Here is a 17464-nt window from a genome sequence, read left to right as displayed (position 1 = left end):
GATGATTTTATATAACTAATCATATGAGACTTACATTTTCTGTGCGCTGGCATTGTGACCGAATTCACCTTTCACCATCCGCCTTTCATTGATAATCCGCAGTCATAACACACAACCCAACACTCAGTCTCGTGCGGAGCTCACAATGAACAATGTTCTGGGATTTTTAGAAGCCAAACTGATGCCACTGGCGGCCAAAGCGGCGGCACAGCGCCACCTTTGCGCGATTCGCGGTGCCTACGTTTCATTCATGCCGTTTATTATCGTCGGTTCGATCCTGCTGGTGATCTCCTCCTTCCCGAATCAGGGCTACCAGCAGTTCATGTCTCATACCTTTGGTGACAGCTGGAGCAGCATCGTCGAGATCCCGTTTAACGCGGTGTTCTCCACGATGTCGCTGTTTATCAGCTTCCTGGTCGCCTATCGTCTGGCGGAACACTATAAAGAAGACCGCCTTTCCTGTGGGATCCTGGCGCTGGTCTGTTTTCTGATCCTCACGCCGTTTATTAAAGTGGCCGAAAACGGCGGCATCACCGTCATGCCCGTTGAGTGGATCGGGACTAAAGGGCTGTTTGTGTCAATGATTGGCTCCCTGCTGTGGACGGAGCTGTTCTGCTGGCTGAAGCGTAAAAAGCTGGTTATTAAAATGCCGGATGGCGTGCCGCCTGCGGTACAGGAATCCTTTGCCGCGCTGATCCCGGCGCTGCTGGTGATGATTCTGGTGCTGGTTATCCGTATCGGCTTTGAAAATACCCACTACCGCACCATCCACCAGTTCATCTATGAAGTGGTCGCCACGCCGGTGCGCCACTATGGCACCTCCTATTTCGGTGCGCTGATGACGGTATTCAGCATCACCATTCTGTGGTCCGTCGGCATTAACTCCGGGTCGATGATCAACGGCATCATTCGCCCGCTGTGGATGGAAAATCAGACCGACAACATCGCCGCCATTCAGGCCGGCGTCACGCCGCCGCACATCATTACCGAGCAGTTCTTCGATATGATCTGGATGGGCGGCGCCGGGGCCACGCTGTCGCTGGTTATCGCGATGCTGATTTTCGCCCGCAGTAAAAACATGCGCGAAGTGGCACGCCTCGGTGCGGGTGCCTCCCTCTTTAATATCAACGAACCGGTGCTGTTCGGCCTGCCGGTGATCATGAACCCGATCATGCTGATCCCGTTCAACCTCGTCCCGCTGGTGCTGGTCACAATCCAGTATGTAGCAATGAAAATTGGCGCGGTGGCCGTCACCACCGGAGTATTTATTCCGTGGACGCTGCCGCCTGTGCTGAGCGGGTTTATCGTCACCGGGCACCTCTCGGGCAGCGTGATGCAAATCCTTAATCTGCTGATTGGCGCGATGCTCTACCTGCCGTTTATGCGCATCCTCGACAAGCAGTACCGCGCCGCAGAAGCCATCACCGAAACAGAAACCAGCAAGCTTGCAAAACAGGAGTCGTAACGATGTGGGGAATTATTGCAACCTGGCGTATGGCGCTGGAAGGGGTTACCGAAGCCGCCACAAAGCTTGCCGCAGGGAGTGGTGCTTCGGCGAGTATCGTCGACGCGGTTGCCGCCGTGGAAGATTTTCCGTACTACAAATCCGTGGGCTATGGCGGATTGCCGACGGAAAACGGTGAAGTCGAACTGGATGCCGCCTTTATGGACGGCGATACTCTGGCGTTTGGTGCCGTCGGTAACCTGATCGATATCGCCAACCCGGTGCGCGTGGCCCAGGCGCTGAGCCGCCAGCGCTACAACTCGCTGCTGGTCGGCCAGGGCGCACGCGAATGGGCTCTGGAACAGGGCTTCGCGGAGAAAACCATGCTCACTGACCGCGCGATGCAGCATTACCGCAAGCGCTGTCGCGAAACGCTGGATAAAGGCTTAAGTCCGTATGATGGCCACGACACCGTTGGCATTATCGGCCTCGATAAGCAAGGTTCAATGAGCGTCGCCACCTCCACCAGCGGCCTGTTTATGAAGAAGCGTGGCCGCATCGGTGACTCACCGATTATGGGCTCCGGCTTCTACTGCGACAGCGAAACCGGCGCGGCAACCGCCACGGGCGTGGGCGAAGATTTGATGAAGGGCTGCACCAGCTATGAAATCGTCCGCCGCATGGCGGGAGGCATGACGCCGCAGCAGGCCGCCGATTCCGTGGTCTTCGAACTGGAAGACAAGCTGATGTCACGCTTTGGCCGCGCGGGCGATCTTTCCGTGGTGTGTATGAATCGCCACGGCGAGTTTGGCGCCGCAACCAACATCAAAACGTTCTCGTTTGTGGTAGCGACTGAGAAACAGCCGCTGACCGTCTTCCGCGCCGAGCGCCGCGCAGAAAAAACTCACTATCAGCCAGTCGACGACGAATGGATGCAGGCTTACGCCGCACGCATTCGCGCACCGATTGAGGAGTAAAAGAATGGAATACCACGTTATCACTGAGCCTTACGATCTGCCCCCTGACAGCCATTTAATCACTTCGCCGCGCAGCCCGCTGCTGAGCTCTCTCAACCTTTCCGTTACAGGTGAGATGATCGCCCTGACAGACAAAGGTGAAGTGGCAGACTGCCGCTTTGCCTGCGCGCCTTTTTCCCGCCTGACGCTGCTCCCGAATCAAGCCTGGGACGATACCCTGACGGACGAATTGCTCGCGCAGCTGCGCCCGCTTTTCAAAGCGCCCTCCAGCGACAATGTGATAGTGGATTTTTCCGTCATTACCGAAACTCGCGTTCGTGATTCAGCGCTACGCTGGTTCTTCAATCTCGATCATCGACTGGACGATCTGGGCCTGAAAACGACTGCCGGTCACAGCGTACGGGTCAAAACGCTGACCGTTTTCTGTCTGTCGTCACAGCAGGAAGCCTTGCAGAAGGCCTGCCGTCAGCAGTCGGCTATTGCCAACGGAATGCTCGTAGCCCGTCGTCTCGCGGATATCCCGTCGGAAGCCTGCACGCCGCAGTTTGTAGTGGAAGAAGCTGAGCGTCTTTGTGCCGCTTTCCCGGCGCTACGCTGCGAAGTGCTGGATGAGCACGCCATTCAGGAGCAAGGCCTTGGGCTGCTGTACGCGGTTGGCAAGGGCTCCACGCGCCCTCCTCGCCTGCTGGCGATTCACTATGATGGCGTGGCAAACGGCCCGGTACGCACTTACGTCGGCAAAGGTATTACCTTCGATACCGGCGGTCTGTGGCTGAAGGAAGGCGCAGGCATGTACACCATGAAGTACGACATGTGCGGCGCGGCGAACGTGCTGGGGCTGATGCTGAGCATTGCCGAACTGGCGCTGCCCGTGCGGGTGATGGGCGTACTGGCGCTGGCGGAAAACGCGATTGGTCCGGACGCGATGCAGCCCGGCAGCGTGGCGCGCGCCTGCAACGGCATGACGGTGGAAATCAACAATACCGATGCCGAAGGCCGTCTGGTGCTGGCCGACGCCATCGCCTGGGCCAGCCAGCGCCATGAACAGACGCATTTCATCATCGATATGGCGACCTTGACCGGCGCAGTAGTCAAAGCGCTGGGCTATGAGCTGAGCGGGCTGATGACGCAAAGTGAAACGCTGCGGGAACAGCTTACGCAGGCCGGCAAGAAAAGCGGGGACGAAGTATGGTCGCTGCCGCTCGATAAGCGCCTGAAAAAGCAAACCGAAAGCGCCATTGCGGATTTGTGCAACACGCCGACAAACAATGCGGCGATAAGCGCCTCGGCGGCATGGCTGCTCCAGGCCTTCTGCCCACCGGAAATCCCATGGGCGCATCTGGACGTCAGCGGCACGGCGCTGTGGCGCGAAGGAGGAAGAAGCGTGGCGTCCGGCAGGCCGATTCCGCTGCTGATGCAGCATTTGCTGGACGATATTGAAGTACGTTGACCCTCACCCCTGCCCTCTCCCTAAGGGAGAGGGAGAAAACCACGCTGGATTTACTGTTGGCACAATCGAATCCCCTCTCCCCTTTGGGGAGAGGGTTAGGGTGAGGGGAACTCGCGCTAGAGCTTAAGGATCTCTTTCACAAACGGAATCGTCAGCTTACGCTGGGCGGTGATTGACGCGTGATCGAGCTGATCCAGCGTCATAAACAGGGTGCGGGTTTCACGGTCAAGGCGCTTCATCAGGAAGCGGCACACGTCTTCCGGCATTTCGAAACCACGCATTTTTGCACGCAGCTGCAATGCCTGCAGTTTGTCTTCGTCCGACAGCGGCTGAAGCTTGTAGATTTGCCCCCAGTCGAGGCGCGAGGCCAGATCCGGTAAGCCAAGATTGAGCTGACGCGGAGGACGGTCGCCGGTGATCAGCAGCCGCGTTTTGCCGGATTCCAGAATGCGGTTGTAGAGATTGAAAATCGCCATTTCCCACAGGTCATCCCCGGCCACGCACTCGATATTATCGATGCAGACCAGCGCCAGTTGCTCCATTCCCTCCAGCACTTCAGGCACAAACCAGGTGCGTTTATCGAGCGGAACATAGCCCACCGCATCACCGCGCTGCGACAGTTCGGCGCACGCCGCGTGCAGCAAATGGCTGCGGCCAGCGCCTTCGCGCGACCAGACGTAGATGTATCCGCTGTGTTCCTGACGCAGCATGGTTTGCACTGCGGCAAGTAAAGAAGAGTTATCGCCCGCCCAGAAACTCGCGAAAGTTTCGTCGTCGGGAAGATAGAGTGGCAGAGAGAGCTGAGCCGGAGCGTTCAGAGTGACCTCAACATGGAACTGCTAAAAACGCGATGAGTGTAACACAAAAGCCATGAAGGAGAGAACCGGGCGGATCCTTCGCCCGGTCATTCGATCGTCAGAACGATCAGTGAGACGGCGTCTCGCTGTCGGCCGCGTCCAGCACTTCTTCTTCCGGACGCAGGACGCTGATCAGCTTGAAGATCAGGCTCAGTGCAATACCGACGATGGTTGCCAGCGCCATGCCTTTCAGCTCCGCTGCGCCAATGTGAACTTTCGCACCGCTGACGCCGATGATCAGGATAACGGAGGTCAGGATCAGGTTCTGCGCTTTGCTGTAATCCACTTTCGATTCAATCAGCACGCGAATACCGGACGCACCGATCACTCCATACAGCAGCAGCGAAACGCCGCCCATGACCGGCACCGGAATGATCTGGATAGCCGCCGCCAGTTTACCCACGCAGGAGAGCAGAATAGCAATCACCGCCGCGCCGCCGATAACCCAGGTGCTGTATACGCGGGTGATCGCCATTACGCCGATGTTTTCGCCGTAGGTGGTATTTGGCGTGGAGCCGAAGAAACCGGAGATTACAGTGGAAAGGCCGTTGGCAAACATTGAACGGTGCAGGCCAGGATCCTTGATCAGGTCCTTTTTCACGATGTTCGCGGTAACCACCAGGTGGCCGACGTGTTCCGCGATAACCACCAGCGCCGCAGGCAGAATGGTGAAAATAGCAAACCACTCAAAGCGAGGCGTATAGAACGTTGGCAGCGCAAACCAGTGCGCCTGGCTGATTGCTGCGGTATCCACCATGCCCATGGAGAATGACAGGCCGTAACCCACCAATACGCCAATCAGAATAGGAATAATCGCCAGGAAGCCACGGAACAGCACGGAGCCAAACACCGTCACAGCCAGCGTCACCATGGACACGATGATCACTTTGCTGTCGACGCTCTGGCCGTCGGCAGGCAGCAGACCGGCCATGTTCGCGGCAACGCCTGCCAGTTCGAGACCGATAACCGCGACGATTGCGCCCATCGCTGCCGGCGGGAACATCACATCCAGCCAGCCGGTTCCGGCTTTCTTCACGATGAATGACACCAGGCAGAACAGCACGCCGCACATGATAAAGCCGCCGAGCGCCACTTCATATCCCAGCGGCAGCAGAAGCAGTACGGGGGAAATAAACGCAAAGCTTGAGCCCAGATAGGCCGGAATTTTGCCTTTGCATATGAACAGATACAGCAGCGTGCCGATGCCATTAAACAGCAGGACCGTTGCCGGGTTAATATGAAAAAGCACAGGCACCAGCACGGTTGCGCCAAACATGGCGAACAGATGCTGCAAACTAAGCGGGATGGTCTGTAAAAGCGGCGGTCTTTCACTAACCCCGATAGCGCGGCGCGTCATAGTCGTTTCCTCTGAGTATTGTTGTTGTGTTGTAGTCAAAAAAAAGCCGACTCTCAAAGTCGGCTCTTTTTAGTGAATCACTTACTTGGTACCAAAGATCTTATCGCCGGCATCGCCGAGGCCAGGGATGATGTACCCGTGCTCGTTGAGGCCCTGGTCAATGGAAGCGGTGTACAGCTCAACGTCCGGATGCGCTTTCTCCAGCGCGGCAATACCTTCCGGCGCAGCAACCAGTACCAGCACTTTAATGCTGTTACAGCCGGCGTTTTTCAGCAGGTCGATGGTGGCGATCATAGAGCCGCCGGTTGCCAGCATCGGGTCAACCACCAGCGCCATACGCTCGTCGATGTTGGAGACCAGCTTCTGGAAATACGGAACCGGTTCGAGGGTTTCTTCATTACGGTAGATGCCGACCACGCTGATACGCGCGCTCGGAACGTGCTCCAGCACGCCTTCCATCATGCCGAGGCCTGCACGCAGGATTGGTACAACGGTAATTTTTTTGCCTTTGATCTGCTCAATCTGCACCGGGCCATTCCAGCCTTCGATGGTAACGGTTTCGGTTTCCAGATCGGAGGTCGCTTCATAGGTCAGTAAGCTGCCAACTTCTGAGGCGAGTTCACGGAAGCGTTTAGTGCTGATGTCATGCTCACGCATCAGGCCCAGCTTGTGTTTGACGAGTGGGTGTTTCACTTCAACAATCTTCATTCTCTTTCTCCTCTGAGGTGGCATCCGCAAAAAAATCGCGGGATTATACCGCTTTTTTTGGATTGCGCCATACCCGTGTTGCTTGACGTATATCAAGCAAAGTGATTTAGAGACAAAAAAACCGGAGGCAGGGCTCCGGCTTGGGCGCAGGGTTCTGCCCGGTGGCGCTACGCTTACGCGGGCCTACGTGTATTGTAGGTCGGGTAAGCATTAGCGCCACCCGACAGCTACAGGTTATTTCCGTTGCTGGCGATCACCTGCTGATACCACTCAAACGACTTCTTCTTACTGCGCTCAAGCGTGCCGTTGCCTTCGTTATCTTTATCAACGTAGATAAAGCCGTAGCGTTTTTTCATCTCGCCGGTCCCGGCAGAAACAAGATCGATACAGCCCCATGGCGTATAGCCCATCAGATCCACGCCGTCTTCCACGACCGCTTTTTTCATCTCAGCAATGTGCGCAGACAGATAATCGATACGGTACTGGTCATTCACGCTGCCGTCCGCTTCACGTACGTCAATCGCCCCAAAGCCGTTTTCAACAATAAACAGCGGCAGCTGATAGTGATCCCAGAACCAGTTCAGGGAGTAGCGCAGCCCCACCGGGTCAATCTGCCAGCCCCAGTCAGATTTCTTCACGTACGGATTGGAGACCAGCGCTTTCGTTTCATCGTAGTCCAGCATTGGGTTATCTTCCGTCGCCTTAGTTGCGAAGGACATGTAGTAGCTGAAGCCGATATAATCGACGCAGCCCTGCAGCAGCGCCGCTTTATCTTCGGCGGTAATATCCAGCGTAAAGCCGCGACGGTCGAAGTAGTTCAGCAGGTGCTGCGGGTATTTGCCGCGCACGTGGACGTCGGTAAACCAGTAGCGTTTATGCATGGCGTTCATCGCCATCATCATGTCATCCGGCGCGCAGGTCAGCGGGTAAATCGGGCACATGGCTATCATGCAGCCGACCTGCAATGACGGGTTAATCTCACGGGCAATTTTCACCGCCAGGGCGCTTGCCACCAGCTCGTAGTGCGCCGCCTGATACATAATCGGCTCGCGATCTTCACCCTCTTCATACTTAATGCCGGAGTTGGTGAACGGTGCGAAATCTTCGTGGTAGTTGGCCTGGTTGTTGATTTCGTTGAAGGTCATCCAGTACTTCACTTTGTGCTGATAGCGCTCGAAGGCCACTTTCGCAAAGCGCACGAAGAAGTCGATGGTTTTACGGTTACGCCAGCCGCCGTACTCTTTCACCAGGAAGTAAGGCATTTCGAAGTGCGACAGGGTGATCACCGGCTCGATGCCGTACTTCAGGCACTCGTCGAACAGGTCATCGTAGAATTTCAGACCCGCTTCGTTCGGCTCCAGCTCGTCGCCTTTCGGGAACAGTCGCGTCCACGCGATAGAGGTGCGGAAGCATTTAAAGCCCATTTCGGCGAACAATTTAATGTCGTCTTTATAGCGGTGATAAAAATCGATCGCCTCGTGGTTCGGGTAGTTTTTTCCTGGCAGCACGCCGTCGGTAATTTCACGCGCCAGGCCGTGAGCGCCTGCTGTCATCACATCAGCCACGCTTGGGCCTTTGCCGCCCTCTTTCCAGCCGCCTTCCAGCTGATGTGCCGCCACGGCCCCGCCCCACAGAAAATCGCTTTTAAATCCGGACATAACCACTCCCTCTTTAACGTTCAGACTGCTGATTAAAATGATAAACCGCGCCGAGTAACCCGGCGTCGTTGCCGTGGCTCACGGTATCGACGTATTCGTCGATGCCAAACCAGGCGAGATGCTGTTTGAGCTGCGCCAGAAAACCGGGGCGCTCCGTAACGCCGCCGCCGAGCAATATCACCTGCGGATCGAAAAGATTAACCAGGTTGTAAAGCCCGGCGCCCAGGCCATTGAAGAACTCTTCGACCAGACGCTGGCAGGTCACATCACCGGCATCCCAGGCATCAAAAATCTCCTCACCGCTGACTTCTTCCAGCGCTTTACCACAGTGTTGGCTGTAACGGCTGCGCAGAACGCGCATTGTGCAGGTGGCATTCATGGTGTAATGCGTGGGATGGCGGCTGCCGGGGCGTTCAGTGAACATATAGCCAAACTCGCCCGCACGAAATTTTGCGCCGCGCACCAGCTGATTGTTACAGAAGATGGCACCGCCGATCCCCGTGCCGATGGTCAGCACCAGAAAATCGCTCATTTCAGCGGCTCTGCCCTGCCAGCGCTCAGCCAGCAGCACGCAGTTGGCGTCGTTTTCGATCGCAACCGGAAGCCCGGTGCGCTCTTCAAGCCACGCCCTGATGGCGAAATTATCGAACTTGCGGATAGCACCGCCCATCTCGATAAAGCCAGAGTGGGGATTCACATAGCCTGGCGCGCTGATGGCAATGCCTTCGCACTCAGAATGCGTGTCGATCCAGTGCAGGACCCCCTCTAAAATCGCATCCCCGTCGCTGCCGGTAACGATGGCTTTACTTTTGGCGAGTATCGCCCCTTCCTGCGTCACTACGCCCATTTTCAGCGCCGTTCCACCAATATCAAACGCGGCAATGTGCATCTGTGCCTTCCTCCGAATGCCATTTCAGAAACCGGTTTCAGTGGAATATTGTGTGCTCTGGCAATAACCTGCAAGCATTAAACCGTAACCGGTTTCATTTTCGTGAACGGGTTCAAATTTGCCGCCGGGGCTTCACTATCGTGTAAATATTCGTCAGCAAAAGATATCCCTCTCCCAGGCTCGCAAACGTTTGCTTAGGCTGTTAGAATGGCGCCGATTTTATTTGCTAACGCCCTTCGTGGAGATTTGCAGTGACCGACAAAACCTCTCTCAGCTACAAAGATGCCGGTGTTGATATTGACGCAGGTAATGCTCTGGTTGACCGAATCAAAGGTGTGGTGAAGAAAACCCGTCGCCCGGAAGTGATGGGTGGCCTGGGTGGCTTCGGCGCACTGTGCGCGCTGCCGCAAAAATATCGTGAGCCAGTGCTGGTTTCCGGCACGGACGGCGTTGGCACCAAGCTTCGCCTGGCAATGGATCTTAAGCGTCATGACACCATTGGCGTCGATCTCGTGGCGATGTGCGTTAACGACCTGGTGGTTCAGGGCGCTGAACCGCTGTTCTTCCTCGACTATTACGCCACCGGCAAGCTGGATGTCGATACCGCAGCCAGCGTTATCTCCGGCATCGCCGAAGGCTGCCTGCAGTCCGGCTGCGCGCTGGTCGGGGGTGAAACGGCAGAGATGCCGGGCATGTACCACGGCGAAGATTATGACGTAGCCGGTTTCTGCGTCGGCGTGGTTGAGAAGTCAGAAATTATCGACGGCAGCAAAGTGGCCGACGGCGACGTGCTGATTGCGCTGGCCTCCAGCGGTCCGCACTCCAACGGCTATTCTCTGGTGCGTAAGATCATCGAAGTCAGCGGCTGCAACCCGGAAACCGAAGCGCTGGAAGGCAAATCGCTGGCCGATCACCTGCTGGCCCCGACCCGCATCTACGTGAAAAATGTGCTGGAGCTGATTGCGAACGTTGACGTCCACGCCATTGCCCACCTGACGGGTGGCGGCTTCTGGGAGAACATCCCGCGCGTGCTGCCGGACAACACCCAGGCGGTAATCGACGAATCCTCCTGGCAGTGGCCTTCCGTATTCAACTGGCTGCAAAAAGCGGGCAACGTTAGCCAACACGAAATGTACCGCACCTTTAACTGCGGTGTAGGGATGGTGATTGCGCTCCCGGCAACTGAGGCGGATAAAGCGGTCGCGCTGATGAATGAGAAAGGTGAAAACGCGTGGAAAATCGGGTATATCAAAGCTTCCGATTCTGAACAGCGTGTGGTCATCGAGTAATGAAAAACATTGTGGTGCTGATTTCTGGCAACGGAAGCAACCTGCAGGCGATTATCGATGCCTGCAAGCAGAAGAGAATCAACGGCACCCTGCGTGCAGTGTTCAGCAACAAGGCCGATGCGTTCGGCCTTGAGCGAGCGCGTGAAGCAGATATTCCTGCCCATGCGCTGTCCGCCAGTCAGTTTTCCAGTCGCGAAGCCTTCGATCGCGAACTGATCCAGGAGATTGACGCCTACGCGCCCGACGTAGTCGTACTTGCAGGCTATATGCGCATTCTCAGCCCGGCTTTTGTCGCGCACTATTATGGCCGTTTGCTGAACATTCACCCTTCCCTGCTGCCGAAATACCCGGGCCTGCATACCCATCGTCAGGTGCTGGACAACGGCGACGAAGAGCATGGCACCTCGGTGCATTTCGTTACCGACGAGCTCGACGGCGGCCCGGTGATCCTTCAGGCCAAAGTGCCGGTGTTTGCCGGCGACACGGAAGAGGAAATCACCGACCGCGTGCAGCATCAGGAGCATGCAATCTATCCGCTGGTCGTCAGCTGGTTTGTTGATGGCCGTCTGGAAATGAAAAATAACGGCGCCTGGCTCGACGGCGTGCAGCTTCCTGCTCAGGGACATGCTTCCGAAGACTAACTTACCGTCGGGTGGCGCTACGCTTACCCGACCTACAAACCGTAGGCCCGGGCAAGCACAGCGCTGCCGCGCATCTACGCCCCAACGCCTTAATATCCTCAAGAAAAAAATTAACTGTCATACTTATCTGGCACAGTTGGACATCTCAGGTCAAAGCTCGCCATAATGTGAGGGCTGCCCGCGTCAATCAACCGGAGTGTGAGGAGTAATGGGTCAGGATAAGCTTTATATCGAAAAAGAACTGAGCTGGTTGTCATTTAACGAGCGCGTTCTCCAGGAAGCGGCGGATAAAAGCAACCCGTTGATAGAACGCATGCGCTTTTTGGGGATCTACTCCAATAACCTGGATGAGTTCTACAAGGTGCGTTTTGCCGAACTCAAGCGCCGCATTATCATCAGTGAAGAGCAAGGCATTACCGCCCATTCCCGCCATCTACTCGGTAAAATTCAGGCCCGGGTGCTGAAGGCCGACCAGGAATTCGACAGTCTCTATAACGAGCTGCTGCTGGAAATGGCACGCAACCAGATATTCCTGATCAACGAACGTCAGCTGTCGGTCAATCAGCAAGGCTGGCTGCGCCACTACTTTAAACACTATCTGCGCCAGCACATCACGCCAATCCTGATTAACCGCGAAACCGATCTGGTGTCGTTCCTGAAGGACGATTACACCTATCTGGCGGTGGAGATTATTCGCGGCGACGAAATCAGCTACGCGCTGCTGGAAATTCCGTCTGATAAAGTACCGCGCTTTGTTAACCTGCCACCGGAAACGCCGCGCCGCCGTAAGCCGATGATCCTACTGGATAACATTCTTCGCTACTGCCTCGACGACATCTTTAAGGGCTTCTTTGATTACGACGCCCTGAACGCCTACTCGATGAAAATGACCCGCGACGCCGAGTACGACCTGGTGCACGAGATGGAATCGAGCCTGATGGAGCTGATGTCTTCCAGCCTTAAGCAGCGCCTGACCGCAGAGCCGGTGCGCTTTGTTTATCAGCGCGACATGCCGGATGCGATGGTCGAAATGCTGCGCAATAAGTTCGCCATCACCCGCTATGACTCCATCGTCCCCGGCGGACGCTACCACAACTTTAAGGACTTTATCGGCTTCCCGAACGTTGGCAAAGCCAACCTGGTGAACAAGCCGCTGCCGCGCCTGCGACACGTCTGGTTTGATAAATTCCGTAACGGGTTTGATGCGATCCGCGAGCGCGACGTGCTGCTCTACTATCCGTATCACACCTTCGAGCACGTTCTGGAACTGCTGCGTCAGGCATCGTTTGACCCAAGCGTGCTGGCGATCAAAATCAATATCTACCGCGTGGCAAAAGACTCCCGCATCATTGATTCGATGATTCACGCCGCCCACAACGGCAAAAAAGTTACCGTAGTGGTCGAGCTTCAGGCGCGCTTTGATGAAGAGGCCAACATTCACTGGGCGAAGCGCCTCACCGAAGCGGGCGTGCACGTTATCTTCTCCGCGCCGGGCCTGAAAATTCACGCCAAGCTGTTCCTTATCTCACGTAAGGAGGGCGATGAAGTGGTGCGCTACGCGCATATCGGCACCGGGAACTTCAACGAAAAAACCGCCCGTATTTACACCGACTATTCGCTGCTGACCGCCGATGCGCGCATCACTAACGAAGTGCGTCGGGTGTTTAACTTCATTGAGAACCCTTACCGTCCGGTGAATTTCGATTACCTGATGGTGTCGCCGCAAAACTCGCGCCGCCTGCTGTACGAGATGATCGACAAAGAGATCGCCAATGCCCAGAATGGCTTGCCTTCTGGCATAACGCTGAAGCTGAACAATCTGGTCGACAAAGGCCTGGTTGACAGACTCTATGCGGCGTCCGGCTCCGGCGTACCGGTGAATCTGCTGATCCGCGGCATGTGTTCGCTGATCCCGCAGCTGGAAGGCATCAGCGAAAATATTAACGTCATCAGCATCGTTGACCGCTACCTTGAGCACGATCGGATCTATATTTTTGAAGACGGCGGCAGCAAAAAGGTGTGGCTCTCGTCGGCAGACTGGATGACGCGAAATATCGACTACCGCATTGAAGTCGCCACGCCGCTGCTTGACCCGCGCCTGAAGCAGCAGGTGCTGGATATCATCGATCTGCTGTTCAGCGACACCGTAAAAGCCCGTTTTATCGACAAAGAGCTGAGTAATCGCTATGTGCCTCGCGGCAATCGCCGCAAAGTCCGGGCCCAGCTGGCGATTTACGACTACATCAAAACCCTTGAGCAAGCCGACTAATCTATGCCCATTAAAACCAAAACGTCACGACCGCAGGAGATTGCTGCGGTCGACCTGGGATCGAACAGTTTTCATATGGTGATTGCGCGCGTCGTCGACGGTGCACTGCAAATTATTGGCCGCCTGAAGCAGCGCGTTCATCTGGCCGACGGCCTGGGTGAAAATAACATGCTCAGCGAAGAAGCAATAGAGCGTGGCATGAGCTGCCTCTCTCTGTTTGCTGAGCGTCTGCAAGGGTTTTCCCCGGCAAACGTGGTCATCGTCGGCACCCACACGCTTCGCCAGGCGCTGAACGCGCCAGAGTTTCTCAAGCGTGCAGAAAAGGTTATCCCCTACCCGATTGAAATCATTTCGGGTAATGAAGAAGCCCGCCTGATTTTTATGGGCGTGGAGCACACGCAGCCGGAAAAAGGCCGCAAGCTGGTGATCGACATCGGCGGCGGTTCAACGGAGCTTGTGATCGGCGAAGACTTCACCCCGCAGCTGGTGGAAAGCCGCCGTATGGGCTGCGTCAGCTTCGCCCAGACGTTCTTCCCCGGCGGCGCCATCAGCAAAGAGAACTTCCAGCGCGCTCGCCTCGCGGCGGTGCAGAAGCTTGAAACGCTCTCCTGGCAGTATCGTATTCAGGGCTGGAACGTGGCGATGGGCGCATCGGGCACCATTAAAGCGGTGCACGAAGTGCTGGTCGAAATGGGCGAGAAGGACGGCATCATCACCCCTGAACGCCTGGATATGTTGGTTGCAGAGGTACTGAAGTTCAAAAGCTTCAGCGCACTGAGCCTGCCGGGCCTGTCCGAAGACCGCCAGGCGGTCTTTATGCCTGGCCTCGCCATTCTTTGCGGCGTGTTTGATTCGCTGGCAATTAAAGAGCTGCGCCTGTCTGACGGCGCGCTGCGCGAGGGCGTGCTGTACGAAATGGAAGGTCGCTTCCGCCACGATGATATTCGTATCCGCACCGCCGAAAGTCTGGCGAGCCAGTACAACGTGGACCGCGAACAGGCGCGCCGCGTGCTGGAAACCACCAACCGCATGTACGAGCAGTGGGTTGAGCAAAACGGCAAGCAGGCGCACCCGCAGCTGGCAGCGCTGCTGAAGTGGTCCGCGATGCTGCACGAGGTTGGGCTGAATATCAATCACAGCGGAATGCACCGCCATTCGGCATACATTCTGCAAAACAGCGATTTGCCGGGCTTTAATCAGGAACAGCAGATGCTTATCGCCACGCTGGTTCGCTATCATCGCAAGGCGGTAAAACTCGACGATCTGCCGCGTTTTACGCTGTTTAAGAAAAAGCAGTTCTTGCCGATGATCCAGCTGCTGCGCCTCGGCGTGCTGCTGAATAACCAGCGTCAGGCGACAACCACTCCGCCGACGCTGAAGCTCACCACCGAAGCGAATCACTGGACGCTGTGCTTCCCGCACGACTGGTTTAGCCAGAACGCGCTGGTGCTGCTCGATCTGGAAAAAGAGCAGCAGTACTGGCAGGCGGTAACCGGCTGGGCGCTGAAAATTACCGAAGAAGCGTCACCCGATATCGCGGCCTGACGGGCGCGGTTCACTCATCTGCGGCAGCCAGGCCTTCCAAAGGCTCTGGCTTGCCGATATAAAAGCCCTGCAGATAATCAATCCCCAGCTCCAGTGCAGCTTGCTGAATCTCTTCCGTTTCAACGAACTCCGCCACGACATGCATGTTTTTCATCCGCGCAAGGTGGCAGATAGACGACACAATCTGGTAGTCCAGACTGCTGGAAAGCAGGTTCTGAATAAAGCTGCCATCGATCTTCAGGATATCGGCATTGATCTTTTTCAACCGCGAATAGCTGGCGTAACCGGTACCAAAATCATCGATAGCAATCCGGCAGCCAAGCGCCTGGAGCTGCTCAATATTTTGCATCGCCTGTTCAGGGTGGCTCAGCGATTGCGTTTCGGTTACCTCGAACACCAGCTGCCAGCCCTGAATGTTATAGCGCGTCAACAGGCTTGCTACCGTTTTTGGAAACTGCGAGCCGCAGGCCGATGACGGTGAAATATTGATCGACAGGCGCAGGCCAGGCAGCGCTTTACGACGGGTATCCATGAAGATCAGAGCGTGTTCTATCACCCAAAGATCGATGCGCGATGACAGACCGAACTCATGCGCAACCGGTAAAAAATCCTCCGGCGCGATCAGCCGATCGTTTTCACCCTGCAAACGAATAAGCACCTCGTGGTAATTGTCGCCGCGGATCCCGACGATAGGCTGAACCATCAGGCTGAAGCCGTCATGTTCCAGCGCCAGCTGGAGGCGATTCATCACCGTGACCTTTTCTTTCAGCCGCTGCTGTAAATACACGGTATTACGGTGCTGCAAATTCTCGGGAGAGCCCGTAATCAGCGACACATTCGCAATGGAGCTCAGCTCCCCCAGCAGCATCGACAGTTGCAGCACCGGAGAACGAACGTGGCAATAGCTGACGCCCACATTAGGCTGCAGCGGCATACCATCCCAGACAAAGCGGAATGTCTTAATAAGCGCATCGAGAGAAGCAATGCGCAGCTCGTGCGAATCCGTGTTAAGGCGGATCACTAGATCGTGACCGGAGAGCTGATAAATGCTCTCACCATCCTGCAGAGCGGACTCCAGCCATTTGCCGAGGTTTTGCTTGTACTGAATCCTTACCATCATGCCGTAGTGGCGCCCGAGCACTTCCAGCTCCGGTATACGCAGGAAGCAAAGCACGGACCACGGCGTGGAAGATAGCTTACGGCTTAGCGCCCACAGATTTGGCATCTGAACTACGGGGTCAATATACGCCATCCGCTTCACCCGGGCATGGATAATGCGCTGTTCTGTCGCAAGCATCGCCATGTACATCACGATAAATGAGAACACCAGGTAGCTCGACGACGTGATCGCCAGCTGTGTGCTGTAGCTCGAATAAACCGGAATGTAGCGGTAATAGAAGTGAATACTGACGATAAGCACCAGCGTCCATATAATGGACATCAGACGATAGCCAAAGCGCATTGCCCCCCACAGCATCACGGGCAGCAGCAGAGAGAGCGTGTAGTTGGTGGTAAAAATAGAAGCAGCATTCGGCTCTGGAATAAAAAGTAATCCAATAATCATCAATAAAATCAGCGACCAGAGTGCGATCTCCATCGTTGAAACTTTATAGTCAATCTGCAGACGAAGCTGAGAATAAAACGAGCGCAGGTACAAAGGATTGCGGACAGCCCTGATTACCAGGTAGCAGAGCGGTACCCCCGTTAAGCATCCCACCAGCATGGATTGATAGTTAATCAGGCTGTGCAGCGTCAGCGGACCAGCACCTGCCAGCGAAATACTGGCAGGAAGAATGTCAAAAAAGACGCAGGCCAATAGCAGTAATTGAAACACCGTGGCGGGGAAAAAGACCTGCCAAAAGAGGCGCTGCGGCATCAGCCGCGTACTGCCGTAGGTGATGGAATGTCGGTGCGGGACAAACACCCGATAGCCGCCCCAGCTCAGGATCACCGGAATTAAAAAATGGAAGACGATGACGACACGTTCAGGCACCGACATGCCCTGAGCGATGATAAACCAGATACCCAGCACAATGCCGGGCAGCGCGTCCCAGCCAAAGAAAAGCATCAGCGTCAGAAGCAACGCCAGCGGCAAATAGTAAAGCGAAACAATCCCGCCATCGATCCGGGTGAAGGTGTTCGCACTTCGGGCGACTGGTAGCAGGATAAGAGGCAGAATAAGTGGGAGTCCCCACCATTTATCACGAGTTTTTTTGTAGAGTTCAGTAAGGTGCATAGATGCTCAAGGGCAGTTCCCATTCCCGATGGGGCAGAGTCAGACAGGCATCCAACCTGATGGGCGATCCCGACAAATCCACAGTACGGATCGAGGCAAGAGATTATAGTTAGCGGCAGCGCAAGCGATTTGACTTAAATCAAC

General features: G+C 55.8%; 13 protein-coding genes. 7 read left to right on the top strand and 6 right to left on the bottom strand.

Features of this window, described 5'->3' with window-relative positions:
* The first annotated feature begins 145 nt into the window (after nt 1–145).
* The 3 genes from celB to RTU33_RS02500 are packed head-to-tail and all read left to right on the top strand — an operon-like array spanning nt 146 to nt 3871.
* On the top strand, nt 146–1465 hold the full coding sequence (gene celB / locus RTU33_RS02510; protein ID WP_312625062.1) for a PTS cellobiose transporter subunit IIC: 1320 nt from the start codon (nt 146–148) through the stop codon (nt 1463–1465).
* Nucleotides 1466–1467: 2 nt separating this feature from the next.
* On the top strand, nt 1468–2421 hold the full coding sequence (locus tag RTU33_RS02505; RefSeq protein WP_312625060.1) for a N(4)-(beta-N-acetylglucosaminyl)-L-asparaginase: 954 nt from the start codon (nt 1468–1470) through the stop codon (nt 2419–2421).
* 4 nt (nt 2422–2425) lie between these two features.
* Nucleotides 2426–3871 (top strand): leucyl aminopeptidase family protein, encoded by a 1446-nt coding sequence (locus tag RTU33_RS02500; RefSeq protein ID WP_312625059.1) that lies wholly within the window; start codon nt 2426–2428, stop codon nt 3869–3871.
* 116 nt (nt 3872–3987) lie between these two features.
* Here RTU33_RS02500 and RTU33_RS02495 read toward each other — a convergent pair whose 3' ends face one another.
* The 5 genes from RTU33_RS02495 to bglK form a co-directional block, all read right to left on the bottom strand.
* Nucleotides 3988–4689 carry a DnaA inactivator Hda gene (locus tag RTU33_RS02495; protein WP_312625285.1) on the bottom strand — a complete coding sequence of 234 codons (702 nt, stop codon included), beginning with the start codon at nt 4687–4689 and terminating at the stop codon, nt 3988–3990.
* A gap of 106 nt (nt 4690–4795) precedes the next feature.
* On the bottom strand, nt 4796–6085 hold the full coding sequence (gene uraA, locus RTU33_RS02490; protein ID WP_312625058.1) for a uracil permease: 1290 nt from the start codon (nt 6083–6085) through the stop codon (nt 4796–4798).
* Between the two features lie 81 nt (nt 6086–6166).
* Nucleotides 6167–6793, bottom strand: a complete 627-nt coding sequence (gene upp, locus RTU33_RS02485) for a uracil phosphoribosyltransferase (protein ID WP_312625056.1) — start codon at nt 6791–6793, stop codon at nt 6167–6169.
* 227 nt (nt 6794–7020) lie between these two features.
* Nucleotides 7021–8451 carry a 6-phospho-beta-glucosidase gene (locus tag RTU33_RS02480; protein WP_312625055.1) on the bottom strand — a complete coding sequence of 477 codons (1431 nt, stop codon included), beginning with the start codon at nt 8449–8451 and terminating at the stop codon, nt 7021–7023.
* Between the two features lie 13 nt (nt 8452–8464).
* The gene (gene bglK / locus RTU33_RS02475) at nt 8465–9340 is read right to left on the bottom strand and encodes a beta-glucoside kinase BglK (protein ID WP_312625054.1); all 876 of its coding nucleotides are present in this window, start codon (nt 9338–9340) and stop codon (nt 8465–8467) included.
* A gap of 251 nt (nt 9341–9591) precedes the next feature.
* Between bglK and purM the strand changes: the two genes are divergently transcribed.
* The 4 genes from purM to ppx all read left to right on the top strand — a co-directional run bounded on the left by purM (nt 9592) and on the right by ppx (nt 15084).
* The gene (purM, locus tag RTU33_RS02470) at nt 9592–10629 is read left to right on the top strand and encodes a phosphoribosylformylglycinamidine cyclo-ligase (RefSeq protein ID WP_312625052.1); all 1038 of its coding nucleotides are present in this window, start codon (nt 9592–9594) and stop codon (nt 10627–10629) included.
* Nucleotides 10629–11270: a phosphoribosylglycinamide formyltransferase gene (gene purN, locus RTU33_RS02465; RefSeq protein WP_312625051.1), complete on the top strand. Its 642-nt coding sequence runs from the start codon at nt 10629–10631 to the stop codon at nt 11268–11270. Before purM ends, purN begins: the two co-directional genes overlap by 1 nt.
* 208 nt (nt 11271–11478) lie before the next feature.
* A complete protein-coding gene (ppk1, locus tag RTU33_RS02460; protein WP_312625050.1) occupies nt 11479–13539 on the top strand; it encodes a polyphosphate kinase 1 in 2061 nt (686 codons plus the stop codon).
* Nucleotides 13540–13542: 3 nt separating this feature from the next.
* The gene (ppx, locus tag RTU33_RS02455; RefSeq protein WP_312625049.1) at nt 13543–15084 is read left to right on the top strand and encodes an exopolyphosphatase; all 1542 of its coding nucleotides are present in this window, start codon (nt 13543–13545) and stop codon (nt 15082–15084) included.
* A gap of 10 nt (nt 15085–15094) precedes the next feature.
* Here ppx and RTU33_RS02450 read toward each other — a convergent pair whose 3' ends face one another.
* Nucleotides 15095–17320: an EAL domain-containing protein gene (locus RTU33_RS02450; protein WP_312625048.1), complete on the bottom strand. Its 2226-nt coding sequence runs from the start codon at nt 17318–17320 to the stop codon at nt 15095–15097.
* Nucleotides 17321–17464: the final 144 nt, after the last annotated feature.

This window comes from Scandinavium sp., assembly GCF_032012665.1.
Lineage (GTDB): Bacteria > Pseudomonadota > Gammaproteobacteria > Enterobacterales > Enterobacteriaceae > Scandinavium.
This window is presented reverse-complemented; position numbering and strand designations above follow the sequence as displayed.